Annotated in this window: 15 protein-coding genes and 1 pseudogene; 11 read left to right on the top strand and 5 right to left on the bottom strand. The window is 64.8% G+C overall.

Features of this window, described 5'->3' with window-relative positions:
* Nucleotides 1–86 precede the first annotated feature (86 nt).
* From BLS91_RS09970 to BLS91_RS09960, 3 genes are all read left to right on the top strand, one after another.
* Entirely contained in the window at nucleotides 87–2006 is a 1920-nt protein-coding gene (locus tag BLS91_RS09970) for an AMP-binding protein (RefSeq protein ID WP_092340772.1), read from the top strand.
* 88 nt (nucleotides 2007–2094) lie between these two features.
* Nucleotides 2095–2442: a DUF485 domain-containing protein gene (locus BLS91_RS09965; protein WP_092340576.1), complete on the top strand. Its 348-nt coding sequence runs from the start codon at nucleotides 2095–2097 to the stop codon at nucleotides 2440–2442.
* Nucleotides 2439–4055 carry a solute symporter family protein gene (locus BLS91_RS09960; RefSeq protein ID WP_092340575.1) on the top strand — a complete coding sequence of 539 codons (1617 nt, stop codon included), beginning with the start codon at nucleotides 2439–2441 and terminating at the stop codon, nucleotides 4053–4055. The genes BLS91_RS09965 and BLS91_RS09960 overlap by 4 nt, the downstream gene beginning before the upstream one ends.
* A gap of 213 nt (nucleotides 4056–4268) precedes the next feature.
* Here BLS91_RS09960 and BLS91_RS09955 read toward each other — a convergent pair whose 3' ends face one another.
* Entirely contained in the window at nucleotides 4269–5051 is a 783-nt protein-coding gene (locus BLS91_RS09955; RefSeq protein WP_174774950.1) for an SDR family NAD(P)-dependent oxidoreductase, read from the bottom strand.
* A 29-nt stretch (nucleotides 5052–5080) separates the two neighbouring features.
* Between BLS91_RS09955 and BLS91_RS09950 the strand changes: the two genes are divergently transcribed.
* The 6 genes from BLS91_RS09950 (at nucleotide 5081) to BLS91_RS09925 (ending at nucleotide 12179) form a co-directional block, all read left to right on the top strand.
* The gene (locus tag BLS91_RS09950; protein ID WP_233197384.1) at nucleotides 5081–6178 is read left to right on the top strand and encodes an acyltransferase family protein; all 1098 of its coding nucleotides are present in this window, start codon (nucleotides 5081–5083) and stop codon (nucleotides 6176–6178) included.
* 113 nt (nucleotides 6179–6291) lie between these two features.
* Nucleotides 6292–7623: a bifunctional o-acetylhomoserine/o-acetylserine sulfhydrylase gene (locus BLS91_RS09945; protein WP_092340572.1), complete on the top strand. Its 1332-nt coding sequence runs from the start codon at nucleotides 6292–6294 to the stop codon at nucleotides 7621–7623.
* A 75-nt stretch (nucleotides 7624–7698) separates the two neighbouring features.
* Nucleotides 7699–8901, top strand: a complete 1203-nt coding sequence (metX, locus tag BLS91_RS09940) for a homoserine O-acetyltransferase MetX (RefSeq protein ID WP_092340571.1) — start codon at nucleotides 7699–7701, stop codon at nucleotides 8899–8901.
* A 72-nt stretch (nucleotides 8902–8973) separates the two neighbouring features.
* Entirely contained in the window at nucleotides 8974–10143 is a 1170-nt protein-coding gene (locus BLS91_RS09935) for a sensor histidine kinase (protein WP_092340570.1), read from the top strand.
* Entirely contained in the window at nucleotides 10140–11477 is a 1338-nt protein-coding gene (locus BLS91_RS09930) for a hypothetical protein (protein ID WP_092340569.1), read from the top strand. Before BLS91_RS09935 ends, BLS91_RS09930 begins: the two co-directional genes overlap by 4 nt.
* Before the next feature lie 45 nt (nucleotides 11478–11522).
* Nucleotides 11523–12179 carry a response regulator transcription factor gene (locus BLS91_RS09925; RefSeq protein WP_092111590.1) on the top strand — a complete coding sequence of 219 codons (657 nt, stop codon included), beginning with the start codon at nucleotides 11523–11525 and terminating at the stop codon, nucleotides 12177–12179.
* A 76-nt stretch (nucleotides 12180–12255) separates the two neighbouring features.
* Here BLS91_RS09925 and BLS91_RS09920 read toward each other — a convergent pair whose 3' ends face one another.
* Nucleotides 12256–13533, bottom strand: coding sequence for an MFS transporter (locus BLS91_RS09920; protein ID WP_092340568.1), 1278 nt, complete (start codon nucleotides 13531–13533; stop codon nucleotides 12256–12258).
* A 206-nt stretch (nucleotides 13534–13739) separates the two neighbouring features.
* Entirely contained in the window at nucleotides 13740–14018 is a 279-nt protein-coding gene (locus tag BLS91_RS09915) for a helix-turn-helix transcriptional regulator (RefSeq protein WP_092340567.1), read from the bottom strand.
* 140 nt (nucleotides 14019–14158) lie between these two features.
* On the opposite strand from BLS91_RS09915, the gene BLS91_RS09910 reads away from it, so the two are divergent.
* A complete protein-coding gene (locus BLS91_RS09910; protein WP_241983002.1) occupies nucleotides 14159–14950 on the top strand; it encodes a sodium-dependent bicarbonate transport family permease in 792 nt (263 codons plus the stop codon).
* Here BLS91_RS09910 and BLS91_RS20635 read toward each other — a convergent pair.
* Nucleotides 14888–15193: pseudogene (locus BLS91_RS20635) on the bottom strand (universal stress protein); the annotation flags it as partial. The gene BLS91_RS09910 and the pseudogene BLS91_RS20635 sit on opposite strands and share 63 nt — an antisense overlap.
* Between BLS91_RS20635 and BLS91_RS21170 the strand changes: the two are divergent.
* Nucleotides 15112–15852, top strand: coding sequence for a TerC family protein (locus BLS91_RS21170; RefSeq protein ID WP_420838500.1), 741 nt, complete (start codon nucleotides 15112–15114; stop codon nucleotides 15850–15852). The pseudogene BLS91_RS20635 and the gene BLS91_RS21170 overlap by 82 nt on opposite strands.
* 38 nt (nucleotides 15853–15890) lie before the next feature.
* Here BLS91_RS21170 and BLS91_RS09895 read toward each other — a convergent pair whose 3' ends face one another.
* Complete coding sequence (locus BLS91_RS09895) at nucleotides 15891–16205, bottom strand: thiamine-binding protein (protein WP_092340565.1); 315 nt, start codon at nucleotides 16203–16205, stop codon at nucleotides 15891–15893.
* Nucleotides 16206–16208 lie beyond the last annotated feature (3 nt).

The raw sequence follows: 16208 nt of genomic DNA, 5'->3' as shown, positions 1-16208 counted from the left end.
TAGCGATCCTATTCCACATAGCTGGGTTATATGCAATACTTCAACCACTCTTTGTATACAGAGGCACTTCGATGGAGAAGGTAGACATGAACGGCGAATCAGGTGGGGGCTACCGGGAGGCCTGGCGACGCAGCATTTCGTCGCCGGAGGACTTCTGGCTTGAGGCCGCCGAGGGTATCGACTGGATCACGCAGCCGACACGTGCACTCGCCGTCAACGGCAAAGCTACCGGAAGCTGGTTTCCCGGGGGAATGCTCAACACGAGCTACAACGCCCTCGATCGGCACGTTCTGGCTGGCCGGGGCGCCCACACGGCGCTCATCTACGACTCCGCCATGACCGGCACCCGGGTTCAGCTGAGCTACCTCGAGCTGCTCGGCCGCGTCGCCAGATTCGCCGGCGTGCTCCGCGCCAACGGCGTCGGCACCGGAGACCGCGTCATCATCTACCTGCCGATGATCCCCGAGGCCGTCGTCGCCATGCTCGCCTGCGCGCGCATCGGGGCTGTGCACTCGGTCGTGTTCGGAGGTTTCGCCGCGACCGAACTGGCCGTACGCATTGATGACGCCCGCCCGAGTGTCATCGTCACGGCATCCGGCGGTCTGGAACCCGGCCGCGGGGTGGAATATCTGCCGCTGGTCGAGAAAGCGCTCGCCCTCAGCCAGGGCTCGGTGCACACGGTGATCGTACGCAACCGGGACAGCATTCCCGGGTCGGCCGCCGACTACCAGAAAGCGGATGCCGTCTGGCTCGACTGGGCCGACGAAGAGGCCACGGCGGCACCGGCCGACCCGGTGGCCCTGCGCTCCGACGACCCGCTGTACATCCTCTATACCTCCGGCACGACCGGCAAGCCCAAGGGCATCATCCGCGACAACGGCGGCCACGCCGTCGCCCTGAACTGGTCGATGCGCAATGTCTACAACGTAGGCCCCGGCGACGTCTACTGGGCTGCGTCCGATGTCGGCTGGGTGGTCGGGCACTCCTACATCGTCTACGCACCGCTACTGGCGGGCGCGACCACGGTCATCTACGAGGGCAAACCGATCGGAACGCCCGACGCCGGTGCGTTCTGGCGCGTCGTCGACGAGCACAAGGTGAAGGTGCTGTTCACCGCGCCGACCGCCATTCGGGCCATCCGCCGCGTCGATCCCGACCTGCTCGAGCTGAAGAATCACGACGTGTCCAGCCTGACCAGCCTGTTCCTGGCCGGCGAGCGCCTCGACCCCGAAACCTTCCACTGGGCCAATAACGGGCTGCACTGCCCGGTGGTCGACCACTGGTGGCAGACCGAAACCGGCTGGCCGATCTGCGCCAACCTGCTCGGCATCGAGGAGTTGCCCACGAAGCCGGGTTCGGCCACCGTTCCGGTTCCCGGGTATGACATCGCCATTCTGGACTCCAAGGGCAAGCCGATCGAAAAGATCGGCAAGGACGGCAACATCGCCATCCGCCTTCCGCTGCCACCCGGGACCCTGCTCGGGGTCTGGGGCAGTGAGGAACGATTCGAAAGTTCCTACCTCACCGCTTTTCCGGGTTACTACGCCACCGGTGACTCCGGTCATTTCGACGCGGACGGCTACCTGTTCGTGATGGGCCGCACCGACGACGTCATCAACGTGGCCGGGCACCGACTGTCGACCGGCTCTCTCGAAGAGGTTCTCACGCTGCACCCGGCCGTCGCCGAGTGCGCCGTGCTCGGCGTGCACGACCCGCTCAAGGGTCAGCGTGCCGCTGGATTCGTTACCCTCAAAGCCGGCAGTACGGTGCAACACGACGTACTCGCCGCAGAACTCGTCGCCCTCGTCCGGGAGCATGTCGGCCCGGTCGCAGCGTTTCGCGACGTCACCATACTCGACCGACTGCCCAAAACGCGGTCGGGCAAGATTCTTCGCAAAACCATTCGGCAAATCGTCGATGGTGAAGAATATTCCGTTCCCCCCACCATCGAAGACCCCACCGTTCTTGACGATCTGAAACGAGCGTTGTCAGCATCCGTTTCCTAACCCGGTCACGACCACTCCCCACCCCCACCGCGCACCCACACTTTTTCCGCAAAACCCAAATTTTCCGTCCCTGAGGCAAGGAGGCCCCATGAGTGAAGCAGTGAAAGACGCCCCACCGAAGTCCCGTATCGACTACGAGGCGTTTGAGAAGACCCCCCGTTTTCTCGAGTTGAAGCGCACCCGCAACAAGTTCGTCGTACCAATGGCCATCTTCTTCTTCGTCTGGTACATCGCCTACGTTCTCGCAGCGGCCTACCTGCACGACTTCATGGCCACGCCGGTCTTCGGCAGCATCAACATCGGTCTGCTCCTCGGCCTCGGCCAGTTCGTCACGACCTTCGCCATCACCATGACGTACGTGACCTTCGCCAACCGCAAGATCGACCCCCGCACCGAAGAACTTCGCCTTGAACTCGAGCGGATGGAACAGCGATGAACGCACTGCACTTACTGGCCACCGCGGTCAAACCGGTTGAGAACAACCCGGTCCTGAACATCTCGATTTTCCTGGCCTTCGTGGCGGTGACCCTGATCATCGTCATCCGCTCCGGCCGCAACAACAAGACGGCGGCTGATTACTACACGGGTGGCCGCTCGTTCACCGGACCGCAGAACGGGTTCGCCATCGCCGGCGATTACCTGTCGGCGGCATCGTTCCTGGGCATCGTCGGCGCAATTGCCGTCAGCGGCTACGACGGATTCATGTACTCGATCGGATTCCTCGTCGCCTGGCTCGTGGCCCTGCTGCTGGTTGCGGAGCTCATGCGCAACACCGGCAAGTTCACCATGGCCGACGTGCTCTCCTTCCGGTTGAACCAGGGCCCCGTGCGCGTGGCAGCGGCGACGACTACCCTGGCCGTCTGCTTCTTCTACCTGCTCGCCCAGATGGCGGGAGCCGGCGGACTCGTGTCGCTGCTTCTCGGCATCAACGACAAGCTCGGCCAATCCATCGTGGTCACCGTCGTCGGCGCGCTCATGATCGTCTACGTACTGGTCGGCGGCATGAAGGGCACCACCTGGGTGCAGATCGTCAAGGCGTTCCTGCTCATCATCGGTGCGTTCGCCATGACCATCTGGGTGCTGGCGATCAACGGCTTCAGCCTGTCGAACCTGCTCGACAGCGCCGTCGCAATCTCCGCCTCGGGCGCCGACATTCTGGCTCCGGGGTTGAAGTACGGCGCCAACCCGCTGGACTTCATCTCCCTGGCTCTGGCCCTCGTTCTTGGAACCGCCGGCCTGCCGCACGTGCTCATGCGCTTTTACACGGTTCCGACCGCGAAGGAAGCTCGTCGCTCGGTGGTCTGGGCAATCTGGCTCATCGGCGCGTTCTACATCTTCACGCTGGTGCTCGGCTTCGGTGCCGCGTCTCTCGTTGGTGCTGACACCGTTCTCGCCGCTCCCGGTGGAGTGAACTCGGCAGCCCCGCTGCTCGCGCTCGCTCTCGGTGGTCCGCTGCTGCTCGGCTTCATCTCGGCCATCGCGTTCGCGACGATCCTGGCCGTTGTGGCCGGCATCACCATCACGGCTGCAACCAGCTTCGCGCACGACATCTACGGCTCCGTCATCAAGAAGGGCAAGGGAAACCCCGACGACGAGGTCAAGGTCGCTCGTCGCACCGTGATCGTGATCGGCATCCTGGCCATCGCCGGTGGTATCGGCGTGCAGGGGCAGAACATTGCCTTCCTGGTGGCCCTGGCCTTCGCCGTCGCGGCGAGCGCCAACCTGCCGACCATCCTCTACTCCCTGTTCTGGCGTGGCTTCACCACCCGGGGCGCGGTCTGGAGCATGTACGGCGGACTCGCCTCGGCCGTGCTGCTGATCATCTTCTCGCCGGTGTTCTCCGGTACGGAGACCTCCATGTTCGGTGCTGACGTGAACTTCGCGATCTTCCCACTGAGCAACCCCGGCATCGTCTCGATCCCGCTCGGATTCTTCCTGGGCTGGCTCGGATCGGTCACCAGCACGGTGAAGGAGAGCCCGAAGCTCGCCGCCGAGATGTCGGTGCGTTCGCTCACCGGGCATGGCGCCGAGAAGGCTGTCGAGCACTAACCCCCGCAGTGCAACGAACGGGCCGGCCAGGATGCACATCCTGTCCGGCCCGTTTGCTGTGCCCCGCGGGAGGCGGAACTCCCGCGCACTGGCTCAGGTCCAGCGCGGCGCGTCGCGTGGGAGTTGTGGCCAGGCCAGAACTCTCTCTCGCTCCGGGCGCGAATTGGCGCTGGTCCCGCGCAGCCGGGCCGCGCCGGAACCCGCGGCCCCCGGTTAGTCCTCGCGCACCATTAGGGGGCCGCGGGCGACGCGGGTCGACGATGCCTGGGCGACCGGCTTGATCACGATCAGGTCGAGGTTCACGTGCGCGGGGCGCTCAACGCTCGACACGATCGTCTCGGCGATGTCCTCCGCCGAGAGCGGATCGGGAACGTTCTCGTAGGCCGCGAAGGCCTTGTCGGCGTCGCCGTCGAAGCGAACCAGGCCGAACTCATCCGTTCTGACCATGCCCGGCGCGATCTCGATCACCCGAATCGGCTCCCCCGACAGTTCGAGGCGCAGCACCTCGGTCATGGCGTGCGCGGCGAACTTCGCCGCGTTGTAGCCGCCACCGCCGAGGTAAGCCACGTGCCCGGCAATCGAGGTGACGTTCACGATATCGGCCGATCCGGCCCCGGAGGCCATACCGGCGCGCAGCAGCGGCAGAATGGCCGTGGTGACCCGCTTGACGGCGAGCACGTTGATCTCGAACATCCAGGCCCAGTCTTCGATGCTTCCGGCCTCGACCGAGTCAAGACCCTTGGCGCCGCCGGCATTGTTGACGAGGGCGTGCACCGGGCCGCTGGCGGCGAGGTAGTCGCGCAAGGCGTCGACATCCGCCTGCACCGTGAGGTCGGCGGTGAAGACATCCGCTCCGGTTTCGGCCTGCAGCGCTTTGAGACGGTCGGCCCGCCGTGCGACCCCCACCACGTTCCAACCATGCTCCCGGAACAGGCGTGCCGTCGCCGCTCCAATTCCTGAACTTGCTCCGGTCACAACCACTCGTCGAATACTCATTTCTCCATTGTGGCGGGAGAATGGTGTCAATGAGCGCACTGGACACCACCACTCCACCACAGAAGCGTCGCGTACCCCTCTGGGACAACGCGCGCTGGGTGGCCGTCACCCTCGTGCTGATCGGCCACGCGATTCTCAAACTCATCGGCGAAGCCGATGTCGCCTACACGCTGTATCTGTTCATCTACGCCTTCCACGTGCCGGTTTTCGTGGCCGTGAGCGGCTACTTCGCCAAGTCGGGACCGCCAAACGCACGGCAGATGCACCGGCTGCTCACCGACATCGTCTTTCCGTACCTCATCTTCGAGACGATCTGGACGGTGCTGCGCTGGATCCTCGGCGGTAAGTTCGTGCTGGATTACTCCACAGCGAGCTGGACGCTGTGGTTTCTGCTCGCCCTGGTGATGTGGCGGATTGTCCTGCCGTACCTCGTGTTCCTGCGCTATCCCCTCATCATCAGCATTATTATCTCGATCGGGGTCGGCTACCTGCCGAATATAGACGGTACGTTCGCCCTGTCCCGCACCCTCGGGCTGCTGCCGTTCTTTGTTTTCGGCTGGAAACTGCGCCAGTGGCTGCTGACCGACACCTGGCTCGAGCTCCGCAACGGCCTGGTCTGGCGCTGGCGGGCCGGCGCGATCGGGCTATTCGCCTTGCTCTACCTGGTGATCGCGTTCAATATCAACGCCCTCCGCACCCTGCAGGTGCGCCGATTCCTGCTCTATGACGAGGGGTACGCGACGTTTGACTATTCCGCGTGGTGGGCCGGCGGCATCCGTTTGGCCGTCATGCTGCTCGCGTTTGCGCTCATCGTGGCATTCCTTATGCTGATTCCGCGGCGCACGACCTGGTTCACCGAGCTGGGCGCGGCGACAATGTACATCTACCTGCTGCACACCTTCGTGCTCTACCCGCTACGGGAGACGGGTGTGCTCGACGGTCCACAGCCCGCGTGGGTGTTGCCGGGCATGATCGTGCTGAGCGTGATTACCTCCATCGTGCTGTCGCTGCCCGTCGTTCGACGGCTGGTTCAGCCCCTGGTCCAGCCGAAAGTACGGTGGCTGTTCCGGGAGACGGCGACGACGCCGACCGGCACGATCGTGTTGCCGCATGACAATCGCACGTAAGCGCTCGCACAACATGACGTTGTGTTTCGCCGGCTCTTGCACGGCCATTCGGGCATCTTTAGGCTCGGGGCCAGAGCGCTGGAGAGTCCGCGCTGAATGACGCGGAGGCTATCGTGACCGACAATTCTTCATCGTGGAAGTTTGAGACCAAGCAGGTTCATTCAGGCGCGCGTCCCGACCCGGTTACGAACGCGCGAGCCACCCCGATCTACCAGACCACGTCGTACGTGTTCAACAGTGCGGAGCACGCGCAGAATCTGTTCGCGCTGGCCGAGTTCGGCAACATCTACACTCGCATCCAGAACCCCACGCAGGCCGTCGTCGAGGAGCGCGTCGCGGCGCTCGAGGGCGGTACCGCGGCGCTGCTGCTGTCTTCCGGCCAGTCGGCATCCACTTTTGCGGTGTTGAACATTGCGCAGGCCGGTGACCACATCGTGTCGTCGAGCTCGATCTACGGCGGAACCTACAACCTGTTCAAGTACACCCTGGCCAAGCTCGGCATCGAGGTCACCTTCGTCGAAGACCAGGATGACGCGGCCGAATGGCAGCGCGCGGTGCGCCCGAACACCAAGCTGTTCTTCGCCGAGACCATCGGCAACCCGCGCATCAACGTTCTTGACATTTCCCTGGTAGCGGATGTCGCCCACGCCGCCGGTATTCCGCTGATCGTCGATAACACTATCGCCACCCCGTATCTGATTCGCCCGTTCGAGCACGGCGCCGACATCATCGTGCACTCGGCCACGAAGTTTCTCGGCGGCCACGGCACCATCATCGGCGGCGTGCTGGTCGACGGCGGCAAGTTCGAGTGGTCGAAGAACGTCGAGAAGTTCCCAGGCCTGACCGAACCCGACCCGTCGTACCACGGCGCCAGCTACACCACCGCGGTCGGCGACGGCATCGCCTACGTCATCAAGGCGCGTGTGCAGCTGCTGCGCGACCTCGGCAGCGCTATCGCCCCGGCGAGCGCCTGGCAGCTCATCCAGGGCATTGAGACCCTCAGCCTGCGCATCGAACGCCACGTGCAGAACGCGCAGGACATCGCCGAGTGGCTCGACAACCACGACGACATCGCCTCGGTGAACTACGCCGGACTGCCGTCGAGCCCCTGGTATGCCAACGCCAACAAGTACGCCCCGCTCGGCGTCGGTGCTGTGCTCTCGTTCGAACTCAAGGGCGGTGTCTCGGCCGGCCGCGCCCTGGTCGACAACCTGAGCCTGTTCAGCCACCTCGCCAACATCGGTGATGTACGCTCCCTGGTGATCCACCCGGCGTCGACCACGCACGCCCAGCTCACCCCGGAGCAGCAGCTCACCGCCGGCGTCACCCCCGGCCTGGTGCGCCTCTCGGTGGGTATCGAGAACGTCGTCGACCTCAAGGCCGACCTCGAGGCCGGTCTGGCCGCCGCCCGCGCCGTCGTCAAGCGCGACCGCGCCGACGCCTAAACCAAATCGGCCCAGCCCGGGCGTACGACGTAACATGCGCCCGGGCGGTTCATTCGACCGACAGAATGGACCTGTATGGAATGGCAATCGTCAGCAGACACGGTCCCGTCGAGCTTCATTACCGAAGCCCAGGCGCGCTCGGTACTCGGCAAGCCTCCGGCGACCGGAGCCTGGCGTGACGGCGACCCAGTGGGCCACCGCCAGTTTCAAAACCTCGGCCCGCTCAGCTTCGAGGCCGGCGGCAGCCTTCCGGCAGCCCGCCTCGCTTACGAAACCTGGGGAACCCTGAACCCGGCCGCCGACAACGCCGTACTCGTGCTGCACGCCCTCACCGGTGACAGCCACGTGGTCGGCGCTCCCGGACCCGGCCAGGAGACCGGCGGCTGGTGGGACGGTATCGTCGGCCCCGGACTGGCCATCGACACCGACCGGTGGTTCGTCGTGGCGCCGAACATGCTCGGCGGCTGCCAAGGCAGCACCGGGCCGGCCTCGCTCGCACCCGACGCGCTGGAGTGGGGCATCCGCTTTCCCTATCTCACCATTCGCGATCAGGTCAGCGCCCAGCGCGTGTTCAGCGACCGGCTCGGCATCGAACGCTGGGCGGCCGTCATCGGCGGTTCCATGGGCGGCATGCACGCCCTCGAATGGGCGATCGAGACCCCCGCCCGGGTCGAACGCCTGATCATTCTGGCGGCGCCGCCCGTCACGACCGCCGACCAGATCGCCCTCAACTCGGTGCAGATCGAGGCCATCCGCACCGACCCGGCCTTTCGAGCCGGCGACTACTACGACGAAGCGGATGGCGACGGCCCGACCCGCGGGCTGGCCCTGGCCCGCAGAATGGCCCTGCTCAACTACCGAAGCCCGGCCGAGCTGAACGCCCGCTTCGACCGGGGCTGGCAGAGCGGCATCAGTCCGCTCGGCGCCAACGGCCGCTTCGCCGTTGAGTCGTACCTCGACTTTCACGGCAACAAATTCACCCGACGCTTCGACGCCAACAGCTACATCGTGCTGGTCGAAGCCATGAACTCCCACGATGTCGGTCGCGGTCGCGGCGGCGTCGCGACCGCCCTGGGCCGGATCAGCGCCCGCTCGGTCGTCGTCGGAATCGACAGCGACCGTCTCTTTCCGGTGGATGGCCAGCGCACCATCGCCGCGCATCTGACCAACAATATTGATGGACCCACCGCGGTCGTGCTGGAATCCGGCTATGGTCACGATGGTTTCCTCATTGAGAACGAGGCAATCGGCGCCCAGATTCGACGGGTGCTGCACTAGGGCGAACCCGCGCGCGTGTCGCCCGGTATGGTGCTGATAGAACACGTTCATTTCCAAACCGGACAGGCCCCCATGCAACGCATCCTCAAGGAGCGCGACCGCCTCCTGCGCAGAGCGGTGCAGGCAGCCGGGCTCGTGGGTACGGCCACGACGCTGGCCTGCCTGCTGGTGCCGGGCGGGCTGGAGGCCGACGCACGCCTCTGGTGTCTCGTGCTCGTGCTGTTTCTGGCCGTTGGACAATACTTGCTCGGCAGCACCGGGGCGCTGCGCTGGGCCGTTCTGACCGTGCTCAGCGGAGAAGCGATCATATTCATCGTGGGCTTCGCCAGCCATCCGGGTGTTCCCCTGAACCTGATCGAGGAGAGCGTCATCGGCATGGTTTCCACCGCGCCGATGTGCGCGGTCGCGGCCGTGCTGCTGACCAGCCCCCGCCGGATACTGCTGCTCGTGGCGAGTTTCGCAGTCACCATCGCGAGTGTGGCCGTCGTGACCGTCGATGCGCCCGACCGCACGGTGCTGCTGGCGCTGACCGTGAGCATGTGGCTGGCGTTCACGCTCGCTGCCTGGTGGATCGCGCAGAGCGTGCCCCGGGTGATGCACCGCATCGCCGCGATCGGCCGCGCCCACCGGGCCGAGCGGTACGCGAGCGAGCTGGAAGCGCAACGCCGTCAGGACGCCCGTCTGCTGCACGACACGGTGCTCGCCACCCTCACCCTGCTGGCCCACTCCGGCGTGGGGGTGAGCCCGATCGCCCTGCAGAAGCAGGCCGGTGATGACGCACGACTCCTACGCCAGCTGCGCCTCGGCGGCCTGCCGACGCCCCGTCGCTCCGGGGTCTACAGCCTGGAACCGGCGTCGGTGCTCTCCCTCGGCGATACCCTCGACGCCGTGCGCCAACGCTTTGAACGCATGGGCCTCACCGTCAACTGGCACGGCAGCGGGCAGGTGCAGCTATCCAGCAACGTACTCGATTCCTTTCTGCTGGCCCTCTCCGAATGCCTCGAAAACGTGCGCCGTCACTCCGGTGTCGACCACGCCGACGTGACCATAACAGATGACGCCCGCACTGTTCGCGCGATGGTCACCGATACCGGGGTCGGCTTCGACCTCGGCCAGGTGGGAACGGAGCGCCTCGGTGTGGCCGAATCGGTGATTGCCCGGCTTCGGGATGTCGGCGGCAACGCCCGCCTGTTCTCCTCGCCCGGCGCCGGAACCACGGTTGTGCTGGAGGTTCCCAAGTGAGCCAGTTTAGCGACACCGCGCCCATCGCCACCCACCCGCGGGCCCGCGGTGTGGGTTCGCGTCTGCTCGGCGGATCATCCGAACGCAGCTGGCCACCGGCATCCGCCGCGCATCGCACCCGCGCCGACCTGTTGCCGCTGCGGTTTCCCCGCACGATTCTGCGCGGTGACGGCCGCATCACCGTCTTTCGGTCGGACCAGAACGGTTTGGGTGCCCGTCACCTCGGTATCGGCATGAGCATCAGCGGGGCCTTCATCGCGGTGTTCCTGCTCGCGCGCCTGATCATTGAGTGGGACCCGGCGCACATTCCGGTGCTGAGCATTCTGGCCTGGGTCATTCTGCTGGCCACCGCGGTGGCCGTTCACCTCGCGGTACACAAACTGGCCTCCCTCCTGCCGCTCTGGTTGTTCCTGGCGGCCCTGGGCGCCTGTGCGGTCGTGGTGGCGCTCGATCTGGCCGGATCCTCGGGCGCGACCGGCGCGGGAAACTTTTCGACCGCGGCACCCGCCGTCGGCGCTTTTCTACTGTCGATCGTGACCTTACGCGAGACCGGCGAAATCACCATGGCCACCGTGGCCCTCGGTCTGGCGATGAGCGCGGCGACACTGTTCGAAACGCGCGCCGACCTGCTCACCCTCGGCCCCGACATCCTCTCCATTGCCCTCGCTGTCGCACCACCGCTGGTCGGTGCGAGCATCGTGCAGGCGTTCCGGCGCATGGTGCAGCGCGAACTCGACCTCGTTCTGGTGCAGAGCACGGTCTCCCAGCCACGATTCGCGGTCGGGATGCTCGCCTCCGAGCAGCTGGCCCGGCTCGACCTCGACGCCGAGACCCTGCTCGACGATGTTGCCCAGGGCCGCACCGCACTGCCACTGACGCCGTCGACGGCGACCACGGCGGCCTCCCTGGCTACCCAACTGCGCTTGCACCTGATCGAGGGGCGCACCGAAACCTGGCTGCACCACGCCATCACCGAGAGCGAATTTCTCGGTCCGGTCGTCGCGCTCAGCGATCCGGCCGGTCTGGCCGGACTGCTCTCCCCGCCGCAACGCGATGGGCTGCTGCTGACAATTTGGCTGCTGATCGGGGATACGGCCAGGTCGGGGACATCCGTTTCGCTGCGCCTTGGACCGATTGCCCCCACACATGGGGCGGGTCCGCACCGCAAGGTGCGTTTCCCCATCGAATTGACTACAACGGGGGTCGCCCGGCGGCGTGTCGATCCCGAAACCTGGCAGGCGATTCGTGCGGTTGGCCCGCATGTGGACTCAAATCGGGCCGGGAGCCTGCGGGTAGACATCGAGTGCAGTGTCGACAATCCAGCGGATGCCTAGTATTGGGGATTTAGGCGATAGGGTGCAACCAGTAGGAGGCAGAAAATGACGACAACAGACCGTCCCATCCGTTTAGCCCTGGTCGATGACCACAGGATGCTCCTGGGTGCCCTCACCGAGTGGATCCGCAGCGCCGCTGATGACATCGAGATGGTAGCGGCGGTGACCACCTGGCCCGAGCTGCTGACGCATCCCGAGTTTCCGGTGGATGTCGTGCTGCTCGACCTCGATCTCAAGGACAACATTCCGGTGTCGCTGAAGATCTCCACACTCAAGACGACCGGTGTGAAGACGGTACTCATGAGCACCTATTCCGAACCGGCACTGGTGCGCGAAGCCCTCGCGGCAGGCGCGCTCGGCTACCTCGTGAAGAGCGAGGAAGCCAGCATGATCGTCGACGCCATTCGCGCCGCCTACAATGGCAAGTCGTACATCTCGGCCGAGCTCGACTACGCGCTCAACTCCACCGAGAACGTCGAAGGTCCCCGCCTCAGCGCCCAGGAACGCCGGGTCATGGCGCTCTACGGTGCCGGCGAGCCGGTCAAGGCCGTCGCCTACCAGCTCGGCATCTCCGAGGAGACCGCCAAGAGCTACCTCAAACGCATTCGCGAAAAGTACCGCCTCGCCGGATACGACGTGGGAACCAAGGTCGCGCTGCGCAAGCGTGCCATCCACGACGGCATCCTGCTGCAGACCGACTGATTGTTCGTCTGAACTTGACCGGCCTTCTCGATGAGGGCCGGTCAGTGTCGTTTAAGGCGGGCACGGTCAGACGGCGTCAGTGCTCGCGCACGACCGGGATCAGCTGCGTCCCGTAGGGCACATGGTGGCCGCGCCGACGACGCCGACGGTCGATGCTGAAGGTGAGCAGGGTCAGCAGCACGCCGAGCCCGCTCAGCCCCACGCCGATCCACACCGGGGCGAGATAGCCGAGCCCCGCCGCGATGGCCACACCGCCGAGGGCCGCGCCGAGCGCGTTGCCTACGTTGAGCGAGGAGTGGTTGAGCGCCGCGGCGAGCGACTGGCTCTCGTGCGCGACGTCCATCAGCCGGGCCTGAATGGTCGGTGACAAAGCGGATGCTGCCGCCCCCACCAGGAACATGCCCACCAGCAGCCCGGCCAGGACCTGCGCCGACAGGCCGAGCGTGACGAGCGCGATGATGAGCACGCCGAACGAGATGTACATGGTGCGGCGCACGCTCCAATCGGCCAGCGCTCCCCCGGCGAAGTTGCCGACCGTCATGCCGAGACCGACGACCACCAGAATGAGCGGCACCGCCGCGGCTTTCAGCCCGGTGATCAGGGTCACCAGCGGGGCGACGTAGGTGTACACGGCGAACAGCCCGCCGAAGCCGATCGCACCGATCGACAGGGTGATCCACACCTGCAGTTTGCCAAACGCCTGAAGTTCGGCCCGCATGGTGGCTTTCGGGTTGCCGTTCTGGAACGGTACGAACACGGCGACGGCCGCGAAGGTGAGCGCGAAAATGGCGGCGACGACGAGGTAGGCGACGCGCCATCCGCTCATCTGGCCGATCCAGGTGATGGTCGGCACCCCGATCACGTTGGAGATGGTGAGGCCGCTGAGCACGATCGCGATGCCGCGGGCCCGCTTGCCCGGGCCCATCAGGTGGGCGGCGACGAGCGAGGCGATGCCGAAGTAGGCGCCGTGCGGCAGTCCGGCCACAAAGCGTGCCGCGAGTACGGTCTCAAAGGTCGGCAGTAGGGCCGAGGCGATGGTTCCGAGGGTGAATGCGGTGAGCAGCGCGAGCAGCAACTGCTTGCGCGGCCAGCGCGCGGCGGCCGCAGCGATCGTGGGCGCACCGACGACGACTCCGAGGGCGTAGGCCGAGATGAGCCAGCCGGCCTGCGCGTTGGCGGCATCCGGTGCGTTGGCGTACAGGCCGGGCAGCAGGTCGGCGGCGAGGTTTGGCAGCAGACCCATGGCGACGAATTCGGTCGCGCCGATGCCGAATCCGCCCAGGGCCAGGGCTAACAGGGCAAGACGAATACGGGTCGACGACAGCTGCGTCGACCCGTCAGGAGTGAGGGGCATGCGTCAAGCCTAAGCCCCATGGCGCTCTCGTGGCCCGTCTGCCCGCCGCACATCATCTGCGCGACCAGCGTGTCGCGGTGTGAGCAGCGTCACCATTTGAGTTATCGCAAATTAGTGGGTCGGCGTAGCTTCGGTCGGTGAACTCACGAGTGCAGCGATGCGGGCAACGGCGACTGGCAGGGTCGACTGCGGTGGCTACTCACGATCTATGGATCCAATCCAAGCGCTCCAAGAAGCTCACCAATTTTGTGGTGTCGTTCCAGGGGATGCCGAAGAGGAAGCTCGGGGTAGAGCTGATAGCTGTTGCGCCGTCCGTCGCGGTGACGCGTGAGATAGCCATCTGCGACGAGTTCGGCGATGATGCGTTGGGCGGCGCGTTCGGTGATTCCCACTTCTACTGCGATATCGCGCAATCGCATCCCGGGGTCTTGAGAAACGCAGAGCAGCACGTGTGCGTGATTAGTAAGAAAGGTCCAGGCGGCCATCGTCTGATCATAGACGACACACGCTCCGCAATACACGCTAGTGTTAGCACGTTTTGCTCAGCGTGCATTGACGGGGTTGGTCACCATGGAGTCGCGCCGCTTCTTCGAACTTCGAGCAGAGTAAATCAGAGAGCCACAATGTGATCGATCCCATCATTCTTTTCTTTCTGCTCGGAGCAGTGGCCGGTCTTCTGCGTTCAGAGTTGCGTCTTCCGGCGGCGATGTACGAGTTTGTGAGCATCGTGCTGTTGCTGGCCATTGGCCTCAAAGACGGCGTGGAACTCGCTAAGCAGCCCTTCGCCAACCTGTTGCCGCAGATGCTGGCCGTGGTGACCATGGGTTTTGGCCTCACCCTGCTCGCGTTCCCCGTGCTGCGCTATCTGGGCCGGTTCAAGCGAGCGGATGCGGCCTCTATCGCCGCCCATTACGGATCCGTGAGCGTGGGCACCTACGCCGTGGCCGTCGCCTACCTCGGCAGCCAGCAGATCTCGTTCGAAGAACACATGCCGCTGCTTCTGGTCTTGCTGGAAGTGCCCGCAATTCTGGTGGGAATTGTTCTTGCGCGAGGCATCTCGCGCAAGACGCGGTGGAAGTCGATCGCCCATGAAGTGTTTCTGAGGAAAGGCATCGTGCTGCTCCTGGCCGGACTCCTCATCGGCGGGGTAGCTGGCCCGGACGGGTTGTCGTCCATCGAAGCGCTGATCGTGGATCTATTCAAGGGAATTCTCGCTCTTTTTCTGCTGGAGATGGGCTTGATTAAAATCTGGTGTCGGTCACGTTCACTCGTGTTCCACCTTGCGTCCCCGCTGCCGCACGACCAGGACGGGGCATGTCGCGTGCCGCACGCACTGCTCACTCACGGAACCGAGCAGCATCCCCGTGAGGCCGCCACGACCGCGAGATCCAACAACGAGAATACGAGCGTCTCGTGAGACGGCAATGAGGCTCTTCGCAGGGCTGGCATGAACCGCCCGGTAACTCACCACGACCGCGAGATGATTCTCGACGCTGGTCCGCGCGTCCCGCACCAGTTCATCGTGGACCGCTGAGAGGTACTCCTCGAACGAAGAGACATATCCGAACTCCCAACTTGATGGCCGCGGAGCTGTCGCGATGGACCACGCCCGCACAACAACAACGGGAACGTGCAACTGGTCGGCGAGTTCAAGGGCCATGGCTAGTGCGTAATCGGCACAGTCTGAGCCATCGTGTCCGACCACGATGCTATTGCTCGGGGCTGGCACCAGTTCAACGGTGTCGATCGCGCCGTCAACGCTCATTGGTAGTTCTCCTTATCGGTAACGGGGGTGACAGCGATGCCGGCCCGCAGGCCGATGGGTGGCACCCAGTTGGCCTTGCTAGGGGCAAATCCTGTGAAATAACAGTTCTAAAATACGCTCTCAGATTACCGAATTATGCTTCATGTGTCTATCCTTGGTGGAAGAACCCCGGATGCACTCGCTCACGACGACAGGCGATCTTCGGTATCACCGAGGAACCGTACATCGTCTTCACCGCCAACGCCTTCGCCTTGCTCGGGCTGCGTGCGCTTTTCTTTCTCGTCAAGGGACTCCTGGACCGGTTGGTGTACCTCTCCACCGGTCTGGCGCTCATCCTCGCTTTCATCGGCGTGAAACTCGTTCTGCACTGGGGACACGGTATCGACGACCGCGTGCCGGAGATCAGCACCAACCTGAGCCTTGTCGTCATCGCTGTCGTCTTGACGGTGACCACAATCGCCAGCCTGATCAAGGTTCGTCTGAACCCGACCATACGCGCCCACGCCGGCTCACTGACTGCCGATGATCCGCCCGACTCCGAACGGACAAGCTAACCGCCCAATCAGGACGTGAAGCCCGTGTGGCGGTTCGCTCAGTCGGATTTCCCTTGCCCTAACGCACTCTCGAGTCGCTGGAGCTTGCCGGTCAACTCGCCCGTGTGACCTGGGCGGATGTCGGCCTTCAGCACGAGGGAAACGCGCGGCCCGAAGGCTCCCACTGCCTCGGTCGCCGCCTTGATCACGGCAAAGACTTCGTCCCAGTCGCCCTCGATGGTGGTGAACATGGAATCGGTGTGGTTGGGCAGCCCGGAGTCGCGCACGATGCGCACGGCGGCGGCGACCGCGTCGTGCACCGACCCCTGCGAGTCGGCGGCGACGGACGGTGCGACGGAAAAAGCTACAAGCATTGT

The sequence above is a fragment of the Cryobacterium flavum genome, from assembly GCF_900103805.1.
In the GTDB taxonomy this organism is placed as follows: domain Bacteria; phylum Actinomycetota; class Actinomycetes; order Actinomycetales; family Microbacteriaceae; genus Cryobacterium; species Cryobacterium flavum.
The sequence above is the reverse complement of the archived record's forward strand: the minus strand, read 5'-3'. Positions and strand labels throughout refer to the sequence as shown.

Bases quoted from the DNA above. Each gene is read 5' to 3' on its own strand.
- BLS91_RS09970 (WP_092340772.1), top strand. From the start codon at position 87: ATGAACGGCGAATCAGGTGGGGGCTACCGGGAGGCCTGGCGACGCAGC.
- BLS91_RS09965 (WP_092340576.1), top strand. From the start codon at position 2,095: ATGAGTGAAGCAGTGAAAGACGCCCCACCGAAGTCCCGTATCGACTAC.
- BLS91_RS09960 (WP_092340575.1), top strand. From the start codon at position 2,439: ATGAACGCACTGCACTTACTGGCCACCGCGGTCAAACCGGTTGAGAAC.
- BLS91_RS09955 (WP_174774950.1), bottom strand. From the start codon at position 5,051: ATGAGTATTCGACGAGTGGTTGTGACCGGAGCAAGTTCAGGAATTGGA.
- BLS91_RS09950 (WP_233197384.1), top strand. From the start codon at position 5,081: ATGAGCGCACTGGACACCACCACTCCACCACAGAAGCGTCGCGTACCC.
- metX (WP_092340571.1), top strand. From the start codon at position 7,699: ATGGAATGGCAATCGTCAGCAGACACGGTCCCGTCGAGCTTCATTACC.
- BLS91_RS09935 (WP_092340570.1), top strand. From the start codon at position 8,974: ATGCAACGCATCCTCAAGGAGCGCGACCGCCTCCTGCGCAGAGCGGTG.
- BLS91_RS09925 (WP_092111590.1), top strand. From the start codon at position 11,523: ATGACGACAACAGACCGTCCCATCCGTTTAGCCCTGGTCGATGACCAC.
- BLS91_RS09920 (WP_092340568.1), bottom strand. From the start codon at position 13,533: ATGCCCCTCACTCCTGACGGGTCGACGCAGCTGTCGTCGACCCGTATT.
- BLS91_RS09915 (WP_092340567.1), bottom strand. From the start codon at position 14,018: ATGGCCGCCTGGACCTTTCTTACTAATCACGCACACGTGCTGCTCTGC.
- BLS91_RS21170 (WP_420838500.1), top strand. From the start codon at position 15,112: ATGGCCGCGGAGCTGTCGCGATGGACCACGCCCGCACAACAACAACGG.
- BLS91_RS09895 (WP_092340565.1), bottom strand. From the start codon at position 16,205: ATGCTTGTAGCTTTTTCCGTCGCACCGTCCGTCGCCGCCGACTCGCAG.